Raw genomic sequence first — 12,389 nt, forward strand, 5'->3', positions numbered from 1 at the left:
TTGGGCAGTTAATTCGGGCGCGACTGCGCGAGCTAGAGCGGCGCCATTGCGCCGTGCTGGCTGGGATGTGTGAATTGTCCTAAAGTAGCCGCCGATTCGTCTTACACCGGAGCCCCTGCATGACACCTGCCCTGGACCTGTTGAAGAAGCACCGCGCCGAGCACCGTGTGCACAGTTACGAACACGACCCCAAATCGGCGTCATATGGGCTCGAGGCTGCAGAGAAGCTGGGGCTGGACCCGCAACAGGTGTTCAAGACCTTGCTGGCCAGTAGCGAGAAGGGCGAGTTGCTGGTCGCGGTAGTGCCGGTGGTGGGTTCACTGGACCTCAAGGCCCTGGCGCATGCTGCCGGGGTGAAGAAGTGCGAAATGGCAGACCCTGCCCAGGCGCAAAGGGCTACAGGCTACCTGGTGGGGGGGATCAGCCCGCTGGGGCAGAAAAAGCGGCTGCGCACTTTTATCGACGACTCATCGCAGAATTTTGCCAGCATCCATGTCAGTGCCGGGCGCAGGGGGCTGGAAGTGGAGTTGGCGGCAGCGGTGCTGGCCGAATATACCCAAGGCATATTTGCGCCGATCGGCAGGGGGTAGGGAGGCCGCCAGGCGACCTCCTGCAGCGTCCTCAGTGCGCGGAGCTGTGACGGCGCACGCCGCTGTGCTGCTGCAACGCCTGTGCTGCCACGCTGCCGGGGACAGCGAACAGCACCAGGTGATCGGCTTTCACTGCAATGCCTACGTCCGCCCCAAGCTGATGATCGACATGGCTCGGGAAGATTGCCTCCAGTTGGCTGCCGGTGGGCAGTTGCAGGCGATATAAGGTGGAGGCCCCCAGGAAACTCTTGCCCACGATGCTGGCCCGCAACGGGCTGTCGGGTGCGTGCACGATATCATCGGGGCGTAGCAGCACATCCACCGAGCTGCCCGAGGTCATGGTGTAGGCACGGTTGCCACGCAGCTCACCCAGTTCGGTACTGACCGCTTCGTGGCTGATCATCTGCCCGCGAATGAAGTACCCCTGGCCGATGAAGCTGGCCACGAAAGGGGTCTGCGGTTCGTGGTAAAGGTTGTAGGGGGTGTCCCACTGCTCCAGCCGGCCTTCCTTGAACACGCCCACCTGGTCGCTGACCGCAAAGGCCTCTTCCTGGTCATGGGTGACCAGGATGGCGCTGGTGCCACGGCTTTTTAGGATGTCCCGCACCTCATGGCTCAGGCGCCTGCGCAGCTCCACATCCAGGTTGGAGAACGGCTCGTCGAGCAACAGCAACTGAGGTTCAGGTGCCAGCGCCCGGGCCAGGGCTACACGTTGCTGCTGGCCGCCAGACAGCTCGTGCGGGTATCGCCCGCCCAGGCCGCCAAGCTTGACCAGCTCCAGCATTTCTTCGATCACCGCCGCCTGGCGGGGATGCTTGGCAATGCCGAAGGCAATGTTCTGCGCAACGGTCAGGTGCGGAAACAGGGCGTAGTCCTGAAACACCATGCCAATACGGCGCTTTTCCGGCGCCAAGGTGAAGCCGGCCCGGGAGATGACCTCGCCTGCAAGCTGGATTTCACCGTCATGCACCGGTTCGAAACCCGCGATGGCGCGCAGGGTGGTGGTTTTGCCGCAACCGGACGCACCCAGCAGGCAACCGATGTCGCCGGCATTGAGGTGCAGGTTGAGGTTCTGGACGATGCGCTGATCGCCATAGCCGCAGGCGAGGTTGCGCAGGTTGAGCAGTAGAGGTTGACTCATGCGTGGTGGTAAGCCGGTTCGACAAGGAATTCGAGAAGGGCCTTCTGTGCATGCAGGCGGTTTTCAGCCTGGTCCCAGGCGACCGAACGTGGGTCGTCAAGCAGGTCATGGCTGATTTCCTCGCCACGGTGGGCAGGCAGGCAATGCATGAACAGGGCGTCGGGTGCCGCCAGGTCAAGCATTTGCCGCGTGACCTGGTAGGGCGCGAAATGCGCCAGGCGGCGAGCAGTTTCCTCTTCCTGGCCCATGGAAGTCCAGACATCTGTGGTAACCAGATGAGCACCCTGCACGGCCAGCAGCGGGTCGCGCACGATCTGCACGTGGTCGCCGCCGATAGCCATGAAACGCGGATCGGGCTCGTAACCTTCGGGGCAGGCGATGCGCAGCTGGAAGCCGAACTGGCGCGCCGCTTCGATGTAGGAGTTGCACATGTTGAAGCCGTCACCGATCCAGGCAACCGTCTTGCCCTGGATGGACCCACGGTGCTCCAGGAAGGTCTGCATGTCGGCCAGCAATTGGCACGGGTGGGATTCGTCCGACAGCGCATTGATGACCGGCACGCGGGACTTGGCGGCGAACTCGGTGAGCGTGCTGTGGGCGTGGGTGCGGATCATCACCACGTCGAGCATGCTCGACAACACAATGGCACTGTCGCCAATGGGCTCGCCACGGCCCAGTTGCGTGTCACGCGGGGACAGGAAGATCGCCTGGCCGCCGAGCTGGATCATGCCGGCCTCGAACGAGACCCGGGTGCGGGTGGAGGACTTTTCGAAGATCATCCCCAGCACGCGGTTTTTCAGGGGCTCGAACAGCACGCCTCGCTTGCGCAGGTCCTTCAGCTCGATGCCGCGGCGGATCACCCCGAGCAATTCGTCGGTGGTGAAGTCCAGCAGGGAGAGAAAGTGCCTAGCGCTCATGATTGACTACCTTATCTGCAACAGTATGCAGGCCCACCGTGTGGTTTTTTTTAACAACGGGAGTGACCTGCGGCGTAAGCCGCACGGGGCGGACGAAATGGGGAAAGGCGCAATACTATAATTAAATGTCGCCTGAAACCAAGGGGGGGAAACAACGGCCACCTGCACAGGGTGTTGCAAAGGGTGTCGGCGTTGCCCCTGTAGCTGTTTTTTATTTGCTACAGGGGTTTTGTACACGGCTTGCTGGCGATTTGGCAAACCACTGTCGTGAATCGTGCGCCTGATGTCGCTGGATTCACGCCACGAAGCACGCTGGCCCGGGCGGCAAGGCGGCGCCATAGTCTTGGCTTCTTTCCTGACCCAGGCAAAAGCGGCCATGAACAAGACCTTGCACCACCGTGCCTGCCACCTGTGTGAAGCCATTTGCGGCTTGAGCATCGAATTGAGCCACGGCGCTGATGGCACGGCGCAGATCAGTTCGATCAAGGGCGACCCGCTGGACCCCTTCAGCCGCGGCCACATATGCCCCAAGGCAGTGGCCTTGCAGGACATCCAGAACGACCCTGATCGGCTGCGCCAGCCCCACCGCAGGGTTGGGGAGCAGTGGCAGGCGATCAGTTGGGAGGAAGCCTTCGCCCTGGCAGCCGAGCGCCTCTGGGCGGTGCAGCAGGCTCACGGGCGCAATGCCGTGGCGGTGTATCAGGGTAACCCGAGCGTGCATAACTATGGCTTGATGACCCACAGCAACTACTTTCTTGGCCTGCTCAAAACCCGTAACCGGTTTTCTGCCACCTCGGTAGATCAATTGCCCCAGCACCTGGTCAGCCACCTGATGTACGGCCACGGGCTGCTGCTGCCGGTTCCCGACATCGACCATACCGACTTCATGCTGATTCTCGGTGGCAACCCGCTGGCCTCCAACGGCAGCATCATGACCGTGCCGGATGTGGAAAAGCGCTTCAAGGCCCTGCGCGCACGGGGAGGGCGCCTGGTGGTGGTGGACCCGCGGCGCAGTGAAACGGCGGCGATAGCCGACACCCATCTGTTCATTCGCCCCGGCGGCGACGCCGCGCTGTTGTGCGGCCTGCTCAACACCCTGTTCGAAGAAGGCCTGGCCAGAGGCACACACCTGCCCGTGAGCGGCGTGCCGGCCGTGCAGGCGGCGATAGCCCCTATGACGGCCGAGGCCATGAGCCCGCTTTGTGGCATCCCTGCAGCAGGCATCCGCCAGCTCGCACGTGACTTCGCGGCTGCCGACAAGGCCGTTTGCTATGGCCGCATGGGCGTTTCCACCCAAGTGTTCGGCACGCTCTGCCACTGGCTGGTGCAGTTGATCAACCTGGTCACTGGTAACCTCGACCGCCCAGGCGGCGCATTGTGCACCGAGCCTGCCGTCGACCTGGTGGCGGCCACCTCGGGTGGTCACTTCAATGCCTGGCAAAGCCGGGTGTCGAGGCTGCCCGAATATGGCGGCGAGTTGCCGGTTGCCGCCTTGGCCGAGGAGATGCTCACGCCGGGTGAGGGGCAGGTGCGCGCACTGGTGACGGTGGCCGGCAACCCGGTACTGTCAACGCCTAACGGTCGGCAACTAGACGGCGCTTTGGCGGGGCTGGAGTTCATGCTCAGCATCGACCTGTACATCAACGAAACCACGCGCCATGCCGACCTGATCCTGCCGTCGACGTCGGCGCTGGAAAACGACCATTACGACAGCACGTTCAACCTGCTGGCCGTCCGCAACGTCACCCGCTTCAACCGCGCCATTCTGCCCAAGCCCGAAGGGGCGCTGCACGACTGGGAAATCTTCGTAGGCCTTGCCCAGGCATTTGCCGCACGTGCACAGCAGCCGCTGAAACCCACCGTGCCGCCCGCGCACATGATCGACCTGGCGTTGCGCAGCGGCCGCTATGGCCATGACACGCCCTGGAAGCTGTCACTGGAGGCGCTGGATTCCCACCCTCATGGCCTCGACCTCGGCCCGCTGCAGCGCAACCTGGGCGCGCGCCTGGCGACAGCCGAAAACACCGTCCAGGCGGCACCCCAGGTGTTGCTACAGGACTTGCAGCGCCTGGCCCTGCAGGCCCTTCCGGCGCCAGGCCAACTGCTGCTGATCGGCCGTCGGCATGTGCGCAGCAACAATTCGTGGATGCACAACTTCCATAGGCTGGTCAAAGGCAAGCCACGGCACCAGTTGCTGATGCACCCTGATGACATGCAGCACAGGTGCTTGCAGGATGGCCAGCAGGTTCGGGTGAGTTCCCGCACCGGCACCGTGGAAGTTGAGGTGCGGGGTTGCCACAACATGATGCCCGGCGTGGTCAGCCTGCCACACGGTTATGGTCATGGGTTGAAGGGTGTGCACATGCAGGTAGCCCAGCGCCAGCCAGGTGCCAGCGCCAACGACCTGACCGACGAACGCCTGCGTGACCCGGTGTCGGGCAACGCAGCGCTCAATGGCGTCCCCGTGCAGGTAGAGGCCGCCTGAGGGCACGAGCATGCCGCTCGGCTTTCCGTTACAATGCCTCACCGTGCCGACGACGACGTCGCAAAGTTAAGCCGAGGTGCTACATGGATATCATCGAAACGATCAAAGAGCAGATTGCCAACAACACCATTCTGCTTTACATGAAGGGCTCGCCGAATGCACCGCAATGCGGTTTTTCTGCGCGTGCTTCCCAGGCAGTCATGGGTTGCGGCGAGAAGTTCGCCTACGTCGACATCCTGCAGAACCCGGAAATCCGCGCCAACCTGCCTAAATATGCCAACTGGCCAACCTTCCCCCAGCTCTGGGTGGGTGGCGAGCTGGTTGGCGGCAGCGACATCGTGCTGGAAATGTTCGAAAACGGTGAGCTGCAGACGCTCATCAAGGATGCCGCCGCCAAGGCCAAGGCTGCCGAAGCCTGATAGGCAGCGAGCCATAAAAAAACCCGCCAATGGCGGGTTTTTTTATGGCGTTGGGATCATTCCTCGCCCATCTGCGACTGCAGGTAGTTCTCAATGCCGATCTTGTCGATGAGGCTCAGCTGGGTTTCCAGCCAGTCGATGTGCTCTTCCTCGGATTCGAGGATGTCTTCGAGCATGTCACGCGAACCGAAGTCCCCGGCCGTTTCGCAGTGGGCGATGGCGGCTTTCAGGTCCAGCAGGCCTTTCTGCTCGATCTTCAGGTCGCATTCGAGCATTTCCTTGGTGTGCTCGCCGATCAGCAACTTGCCCAGGTCCTGAACGTTGGGAATGCCTTCGAGGAACAGAATACGCTTGATCAGTTTGTCAGCGTGCTTCATCTCGTCGATGGATTCTTTGTACTCGTGCTTGCCGAGTTTGTTCAGGCCCCAGTCTTCATACATGCGGGCATGCAGGAAGTACTGGTTGATGGCGACCAGCTCGTTTCCGAGGATCTTGTTGAGATGCTGGATGACGCTGATGTCGCCTTTCATGGGTGTTCCTGCCCTGTCGAAGTGTGCCAATACGGCGAAGTTTGAGCTGGATGCCCGGGCCTGTCAAACCTAAGTTATTGAATAATAAATGAAAATTAATAGGAATAAGAATGTTTGTGAACCGCGTTGGAGCCCTAACTTATTGAATTATGAGCATAAAAAAACCGGACACGAGGTCCGGTTTCGGGAAACGGTGGTATTCAGGCAGTGGTAAATTCCACGGGGTAGGGCAGCGCCGCCTGGCTGACCTGGAGGTCGGTCAGCGTTTCGCGCACCACCTGCTTGGCCAGGCACGCACATTTGCCACATTGGCTGGCGACATTGGTCGCGGCACGGACTTCCTTGTAGCTGCAGCATCCTTCATAGATCGCATCGCGGATCTGTCCGTCGGTGACGCCGACACAAAGACACACATACATAAGGGCTGACCATCGCTGGCGGGATCGATGGGGTGGAGCTTAATGTGAATGAGAATGCTTGTCAAAGTTGTTTCAGAAGGCATTTGCCGAAGGCGACCGACGGTCGCTCATCACCGGAGTCGGCCTGTCATGAGAAGCCGTGTATGATGGTCAACCTTTGCTGGATGTCGGGCAGGGCCCGGCAACAGGTTATTCACCCTCATCAGGAGATTACAATGAGCGTACTCGTTGGCAAGAAAGCCCCCGATTTCACTGTACCGGCCGTGCTGGGCAATGGCGAAATCGTCGATAGCTTCAACCTGGCCTCGGCCATCAAGGGCAAGTACGGCCTGGTGTTCTTCTACCCGCTGGACTTCACCTTTGTCTGCCCGTCCGAGCTGATCGCGCTGGACAACCGCATCCCAGACTTCCAGGCCCGCAACGTGGAAGTGATCGGCGTCTCGATCGACTCGCACTTCACCCACAATGCCTGGCGTAACACCCCGGTCAACAATGGCGGTATCGGCCAGGTGAAGTACACCCTGGCTGCCGACATGACCCACGAAATCTGCAAGGCCTACGACGTTGAGTCCGAAGGCGGCGTGGCGTTCCGTGGCGCGTTCCTGATCGACACCAACGGTGTGGTTCGCTCGCAGATCATCAACGACCTGCCGCTGGGCCGTAACATGGACGAGCTGCTGCGTCTGGTCGATGCCCTGCAGTTCCACGAAGAGCACGGCGAAGTCTGCCCTGCCAACTGGAAAAAAGGCGACAAGGGCATGAACGCTTCGCCAGAAGGCGTTGCTGCCTACCTGAGCGAGAACGCCGGCAAGCTGTAATGCCAGCCATTTGCCCAAGGGCTTGAACCTGCCCTGGGGGCACAAAAAAACCGATGCTCGCAAATGGGCATCGGTTTTTTTTTGCCGCAGGGTCGGCGGTACCGGGTATCAACCCTGGCGCCAGCCGCCCATGTCCTTCCAGCGGTTGACGATGCCGCAGAACAGTTCGGCGGTTTTCTCCGTGTCATAGCGGGCCGAGTGGGCCTCGCGACCGTCGAAATCGATGTCGGCGCTTTGGCAGGCACGGGCCAGCACCGTTTGACCGTAGGCCAGGCCCGCCAGGGTGGCGGTATCGAAGCTGGAGAAGGGGTGGAACGGGTTGCGCTTGAGGTCGTTGCGCGCTACTGCAGCGTTAAGGAAGCCCAGGTCGAAGCTGCTGTTGTGGCCGACCAGAATGGCACGCTTGCAACCGTTGGCCTTCAGCGCCTTGCGGATGCCGCGGAAGATGTCGGTGAGTGCCGCTTCTTCGCTGACCGCCATGCGCAATGGGTGGTCCAGTTTGATGCCGGTGAACTCGAGGGCCGCTGCCTCGATGTTGGCACCCTCGAACGGTTCCACGCGGTGGAAGTAGGTGTGCTCCGGGAACAGGAAGCCTTTTTCGTCCATGCCGATGGTGACGGCTGCAATTTCCAGCAGGGCGTCGGTGGCGCTGTTGAAGCCGCCTGTTTCCACATCCACCACCACGGGCAGGTAACCGCGGAAGCGCTCGGCCATGGGGTGGCGTGAGCCCGTGTTGCCCTGGGTGTCCAGGTCGTCTTCGTACAGGTCTTCGCTCACGCGCGTTCCTCCAGCAGGCGCCAGCGCAGCTTTTCTCCGGCGCGTAGCGGAATCACGGTCTGCTCGCCAAACGGCAGGCTGTCAGGGGCGGTCCATTCGTCACGCACCAGGGTGATGGTGTCGGTGTTCGCCGGCAGGCCATAGAACGCCGGGCCATGAAGGCTGGCAAAGCCTTCGAGCTTGTCCAGTGCGTTGCGCTGCTCGAACGCCTCGGCATACAGCTCGATGGCGGCATAAGCGGTGTAGCAGCCAGCACAACCGCAGGCGGCTTCCTTGGCGTGGCGGGCATGGGGCGCCGAGTCGGTACCCAGGAAGAACTTTGGGTTGCCGCTGGTTGCAGCATCCAGCAACGCCACCTGGTGGGTGTTGCGCTTGAGGATGGGCAGGCAGTAGAAGTGCGGGCGGATACCGCCAACCAGCATGTGGTTGCGGTTGTACAGCAAATGCTGCGCGGTGATGGTGGCGCCGACGTTGGCCGAGGCCTCGGTGACGAACTGGGCGGCATCCGCGGTGGTGATGTGCTCGAACACCACCTTCAAGGTAGGGAAGCGCTCGACCAGACGGCGCATGTGCTCGTCGATGAAACGCTTCTCGCGGTCGAACACGTCAATTTCGCTGCGGGTGACTTCACCGTGCACCAGCAGCGGCATGCCGACGTCTGCCAGCGCCTCGATGGCCGGGAAGATGTTGTCGATGCTGGTCACGCCCGAATCGGAGTTGGTGGTGGCGCCTGCCGGGTACAGCTTGGCCGCATGCACGAAGCCGCTGGCCTTGGCGGCCCGGATGTCCTCGGGGCTGGTGCGGTCGGTGAGGTACAGCACCATCAGGGGCTCGAACCGGCTGCCGGCCGGCCGCGCCGCCAGGATGCGTTCACGGTAGGCTTGGGCTTCAGTGGCATTGCGCACCGGTGGTACCAGGTTGGGCATGATGATGGCGCGGGCGAAGGTACGCGCCACATCACCAACGGTGTGGGGCAGGACGGCACCATCACGCAGATGGATGTGCCAGTCGTCGGGGCGCAGGAGGGTCAGGCGATCGGACATTGAGGATTCCAGGCGGGTCGAACTCAAGGCGCAATGCTACCGGAAAACCCCCGGGCGAGCACGGGTATCAAGTTTTCCGCGTGCTGTCCGATAGCCTGAAAGTAAGTTGTCGAACTCTGTGGAGCCACCCGTGCGCCAGCGTTACCTAGCCCTGTTCACCTTGTGCGCCAGCCTGCCGGCCGGCGCGCTGACATTCCAGACGCGCATGGAGAATATCGCCTGGAAGGTCGAAGGTGACCTGTTCGAATGCCGGCTCATCCAGCCCATCGAGGGTTTCGGCAGTGGCGAGTTCGTGCGCCGTGCCGGCGAACAACCGGTCTTCCAGTTGCGCTCGGACACCAACGCATTGGGCGCCGGCGGCGCCAGCCTGCTGGCAGCGGCGGCGCCGTGGCAGCCCGGGCGGGGTGACATCAACCTGGGCAATGTGCGGCTGGCGCGCACGGGGCTGTTGTTCAGCTCGTCCCAAGGCCAGGCCAGCCGCTTGATAAACGGCCTGCTGGACGGGCGCAGCACCGTGGTGCGCAACTTTACCGGCGAGGCCGGCAGGCCGATGGAGGTGCGCGTGTTGCCGGTCAGTTTCGCCAAGGCCTATGGCGATTACCAGGTGTGTGCGGCCAAGCTGCTGCCGGTCAATTACGACCAGGTGCGCCAGACCCAGGTCGGCTTCCCAGGCGGGGGTATCGACCTGGACCAGAACGCCAAGGCGCGCCTGGACGTGATCCTGGACTATATGAAGGCCGACCCCACGGTCAACCAGGTGGAACTCAATGGCCACTCGGACAACAGCGGCAACCGCCTGACCAACCGCGACCTGTCGCGCCGTCGTGCCTTGGCCGTGGCGGATTACCTGATTGCTCACGGCGTGCCGGAGGAACACATCACGGTGCGCTTCCACGGCGAACGTTATCCGCTGGCGAAGAACTCCACGGCCGCGAACCGAGCACGCAATCGACGCGTCAGTATCGAACTGGAGCGCGTTGCCGTGGCTGAAAAGCCGGCTGAGAAACCCGCGCAGCAGGCGGCACCTGCCGTGGCACCTGCTGCGACGGGCGCTGGCGCTGCAGCACCTGCCCAGGCACCGGCTGCCAAGGCACCCTGAGGCCTGAAACTCCGTCGCGCCGCCATAATTTCTTGTCGCTTTGTCGTCAGAAGCTGTCGCGCCACTGTAAATCCGCACGCAACGCCGTTAGAATCGGGCCTTTTCCGTACAACCCCGTGGAGTGATGGCATGGCGGACGTAAAAAAGGTCGTACTGGCGTATTCCGGCGGCCTTGATACTTCGGTGATTCTCAAGTGGCTGCAAGATACCTACAACTGCGAAGTGGTGACCTTCACCGCTGACCTGGGGCAGGGCGAAGAGGTCGAGCCGGCGCGCGCCAAAGCTCAGGCGATGGGCGTCAAGGAGATCTACATCGACGACCTGCGCGAAGAGTTCGTTCGCGACTTCGTGTTCCCGATGTTCCGTGCCAACACCGTCTACGAGGGTGAGTACCTGCTGGGTACTTCCATCGCCCGTCCGCTGATCGCCAAGCGCCTGATCGAGATCGCCAACGAAACCGGCGCCGATGCCATTTCCCACGGTGCTACCGGCAAAGGCAACGACCAGGTTCGCTTCGAACTGGGTGCCTATGCTCTCAAGCCAGGCGTGAAGGTGATTGCGCCATGGCGTGAGTGGGACCTGCTGTCCCGCGAGAAGCTGATGGACTACGCCGAAAAGCACGGCATCCCGATCGAGCGCCATGGCAAGAAGAAGTCGCCTTACTCGATGGACGCCAACCTGCTGCACATCTCCTATGAGGGCGGTGTGCTGGAAGACACCTGGACCGAGCACGAAGAAGACATGTGGCGCTGGAGCGTGTCCCCGGAAAGTGCCCCGGACCAGGCGACCTACATCGAACTCACCTACCGCAACGGTGACATCGTCGCCATCGACGGTGTAGAGAAAACCCCTGCGACCGTGCTGGCCGACCTCAACCGCATCGGCGGCGCCAACGGTATCGGCCGTCTGGATATCGTCGAGAACCGCTACGTGGGCATGAAGTCGCGCGGCTGCTACGAGACTCCTGGCGGCACCATCATGCTCAAGGCACACCGTGCCATCGAGTCGATCACCCTGGACCGTGAAGTGGCTCACCTGAAGGATGAGCTGATGCCCAAGTACGCCAGCCTGATCTACACCGGCTACTGGTGGAGCCCAGAGCGCCTGATGCTGCAGAAAATGATCGATGCTTCGCAGGTGAACGTGAATGGCGTGGTTCGCCTGAAGCTGTACAAGGGCAACGTGACCGTGGTTGGCCGCAAATCGGACGACTCGCTGTTCGATGCCAACATCGCGACGTTCGAAGAAGACGGGGGCGCCTACAACCAGGAGGACGCTGCCGGCTTCATCAAGCTCAATGCCCTGCGCATGCGCATTGCGGCGAACAAAGGTCGCTCGATGCTCTAAGCCTCAACGGCTGCCTGAAGGACCCCCGCCCTGTGCGGGGGTTTTTTTATGCGTGAAAGCGCGCTCAGCTCGCCACAGCGGGGCTCGGCGTGTTCATCGGGCTGATGGAAAGGCGAATGCGTTGGCATGTTTGCAGGTTGCAGAATTGCCAGGTGCGTGCCGGTTCCGCGGGCTCGGCCAACGTGAGCAGCAGTTGCTTTTCCAGTAATTGGCAGGCATCTGGCCCGGAAAACATGAAGGTCACCTGCTCGGCGTTTATCGGTTCATTGTTCAGCGCTGCCGTTTTTGAATCCGTATCGCGTGTGGGTGCCCCATCAACCGAGACCGCCCGGGGAAGGGCGGGGCTGTAGAACGACTTGTAATTGAAGTTCAGCGTCAAGAAGAACAATGCCGTTAAAAAAAACGGGAAGCCGACCAGGAACCACGTGTAGAGCTTTTGGCTGGCCTCGCTCAAGAACGGCAGTGTGGCGAGCGCGGAGGCTTCGATAATGCCGGCGAAGATGGCGATGATGGTCAGCGGGGCAACTGGTTGTGCTTGGGGCATGGGCCGTCTCCTGCGGAGTGGACCCATGATTACCCTATACGGCTGTTCACGTAGAAGCCTGCACTGTTTCCCCGGCTGGGAAATATCGCCAGATTTGCCCGATGAACCTCATTTTCGGCTTGATAGTTTCCACTGTCGCCCAAGCCATTGTTACTTATTCCAATCGTATCGAGTGGGTGGCGCTGTTACGCTAACTTACAGGTCTAGATAATAGTCTTGTTACAACTATAATTATTAGTTGTAGGAAATTTCTGTAAGTG

The 12,389-nt window shown here is 61.4% G+C and carries 13 protein-coding genes; 6 read left to right on the plus strand and 7 right to left on the minus strand.

Annotated elements, in window-relative coordinates:
* The first annotated feature begins 119 nt into the window (after positions 1–119).
* Complete coding sequence (gene ybaK / locus APH25_RS17100; protein WP_028633250.1) at positions 120–590, plus strand: Cys-tRNA(Pro) deacylase; 471 nt, start codon at positions 120–122, stop codon at positions 588–590.
* 31 nt (positions 591–621) lie between these two features.
* Here the strand turns inward: ybaK and APH25_RS17105 are convergent, their stop codons facing one another.
* Complete coding sequence (locus tag APH25_RS17105; protein ID WP_028633249.1) at positions 622–1,731, minus strand: ABC transporter ATP-binding protein; 1,110 nt, start codon at positions 1,729–1,731, stop codon at positions 622–624.
* On the minus strand, positions 1,728–2,648 hold the full coding sequence (gene argF / locus APH25_RS17110) for an ornithine carbamoyltransferase (protein WP_060482765.1): 921 nt from the start codon (positions 2,646–2,648) through the stop codon (positions 1,728–1,730). Before argF ends, APH25_RS17105 begins: the two co-directional genes overlap by 4 nt.
* Before the next feature lie 376 nt (positions 2,649–3,024).
* On the opposite strand from argF, the gene APH25_RS17115 reads away from it, so the two are divergent.
* Positions 3,025–5,133, plus strand: coding sequence for a molybdopterin oxidoreductase family protein (locus tag APH25_RS17115; protein WP_060482796.1), 2,109 nt, complete (start codon positions 3,025–3,027; stop codon positions 5,131–5,133).
* 83 nt (positions 5,134–5,216) lie between these two features.
* Complete coding sequence (grxD, locus tag APH25_RS17120) at positions 5,217–5,552, plus strand: Grx4 family monothiol glutaredoxin (RefSeq protein WP_028633246.1); 336 nt, start codon at positions 5,217–5,219, stop codon at positions 5,550–5,552.
* A 56-nt stretch (positions 5,553–5,608) separates the two neighbouring features.
* Here the strand turns inward: grxD and bfr are convergent, their stop codons facing one another.
* A complete protein-coding gene (gene bfr / locus APH25_RS17125) occupies positions 5,609–6,082 on the minus strand; it encodes a bacterioferritin (protein ID WP_028633245.1) in 474 nt (157 codons plus the stop codon).
* Between the two features lie 200 nt (positions 6,083–6,282).
* Positions 6,283–6,501, minus strand: coding sequence for a bacterioferritin-associated ferredoxin (locus tag APH25_RS17130; RefSeq protein WP_028633244.1), 219 nt, complete (start codon positions 6,499–6,501; stop codon positions 6,283–6,285).
* Between the two features lie 215 nt (positions 6,502–6,716).
* Between APH25_RS17130 and APH25_RS17135 the strand changes: the two genes are divergently transcribed.
* The gene (locus APH25_RS17135; RefSeq protein ID WP_012273884.1) at positions 6,717–7,319 is read left to right on the plus strand and encodes a peroxiredoxin; all 603 of its coding nucleotides are present in this window, start codon (positions 6,717–6,719) and stop codon (positions 7,317–7,319) included.
* A 108-nt stretch (positions 7,320–7,427) separates the two neighbouring features.
* Here the strand turns inward: APH25_RS17135 and rnt are convergent, their stop codons facing one another.
* Together rnt and pyrC are read right to left on the minus strand one after the other, a co-directional pair.
* Positions 7,428–8,033 (minus strand): ribonuclease T, encoded by a 606-nt coding sequence (rnt, locus tag APH25_RS17140; RefSeq protein ID WP_236403960.1) that lies wholly within the window; start codon positions 8,031–8,033, stop codon positions 7,428–7,430.
* A gap of 59 nt (positions 8,034–8,092) precedes the next feature.
* Positions 8,093–9,139, minus strand: coding sequence for a dihydroorotase (gene pyrC / locus APH25_RS17145; RefSeq protein ID WP_060482766.1), 1,047 nt, complete (start codon positions 9,137–9,139; stop codon positions 8,093–8,095).
* A 130-nt stretch (positions 9,140–9,269) separates the two neighbouring features.
* Here pyrC and APH25_RS17150 point away from each other — a divergent pair, with 130 nt between their 5' ends.
* Positions 9,270–10,238, plus strand: coding sequence for an OmpA family protein (locus APH25_RS17150; RefSeq protein ID WP_060482767.1), 969 nt, complete (start codon positions 9,270–9,272; stop codon positions 10,236–10,238).
* A gap of 129 nt (positions 10,239–10,367) precedes the next feature.
* The gene (locus tag APH25_RS17155) at positions 10,368–11,585 is read left to right on the plus strand and encodes an argininosuccinate synthase (protein ID WP_028633240.1); all 1,218 of its coding nucleotides are present in this window, start codon (positions 10,368–10,370) and stop codon (positions 11,583–11,585) included.
* A 64-nt stretch (positions 11,586–11,649) separates the two neighbouring features.
* On the opposite strand, the gene APH25_RS17160 is transcribed toward APH25_RS17155, so the two are convergent.
* Positions 11,650–12,129, minus strand: coding sequence for a hypothetical protein (locus APH25_RS17160; RefSeq protein ID WP_060482768.1), 480 nt, complete (start codon positions 12,127–12,129; stop codon positions 11,650–11,652).
* Positions 12,130–12,389 lie beyond the last annotated feature (260 nt).

It is taken from the genome of Pseudomonas sp. NBRC 111119, assembly GCF_001320125.1.
Lineage (GTDB): Bacteria > Pseudomonadota > Gammaproteobacteria > Pseudomonadales > Pseudomonadaceae > Aquipseudomonas > Aquipseudomonas parafulva.

What these genes read in the sequence shown, in the direction of transcription:
- APH25_RS17155 (WP_028633240.1), top strand. Translation starts at nt 10,368, where the DNA reads ATGGCGGACGTAAAAAAGGTCGTACTGGCGTATTCCGGCGGCCTTGAT.
- APH25_RS17115 (WP_060482796.1), top strand. Translation starts at nt 3,025, where the DNA reads ATGAACAAGACCTTGCACCACCGTGCCTGCCACCTGTGTGAAGCCATT.
- ybaK (WP_028633250.1), top strand. Translation starts at nt 120, where the DNA reads ATGACACCTGCCCTGGACCTGTTGAAGAAGCACCGCGCCGAGCACCGT.
- argF (WP_060482765.1), bottom strand. Translation starts at nt 2,648, where the DNA reads ATGAGCGCTAGGCACTTTCTCTCCCTGCTGGACTTCACCACCGACGAA.
- bfr (WP_028633245.1), bottom strand. Translation starts at nt 6,082, where the DNA reads ATGAAAGGCGACATCAGCGTCATCCAGCATCTCAACAAGATCCTCGGA.
- grxD (WP_028633246.1), top strand. Translation starts at nt 5,217, where the DNA reads ATGGATATCATCGAAACGATCAAAGAGCAGATTGCCAACAACACCATT.
- APH25_RS17160 (WP_060482768.1), bottom strand. Translation starts at nt 12,129, where the DNA reads ATGCCCCAAGCACAACCAGTTGCCCCGCTGACCATCATCGCCATCTTC.
- APH25_RS17130 (WP_028633244.1), bottom strand. Translation starts at nt 6,501, where the DNA reads ATGTATGTGTGTCTTTGTGTCGGCGTCACCGACGGACAGATCCGCGAT.
- rnt (WP_236403960.1), bottom strand. Translation starts at nt 8,033, where the DNA reads ATGGCCGAGCGCTTCCGCGGTTACCTGCCCGTGGTGGTGGATGTGGAA.
- pyrC (WP_060482766.1), bottom strand. Translation starts at nt 9,139, where the DNA reads ATGTCCGATCGCCTGACCCTCCTGCGCCCCGACGACTGGCACATCCAT.
- APH25_RS17135 (WP_012273884.1), top strand. Translation starts at nt 6,717, where the DNA reads ATGAGCGTACTCGTTGGCAAGAAAGCCCCCGATTTCACTGTACCGGCC.
- APH25_RS17105 (WP_028633249.1), bottom strand. Translation starts at nt 1,731, where the DNA reads ATGAGTCAACCTCTACTGCTCAACCTGCGCAACCTCGCCTGCGGCTAT.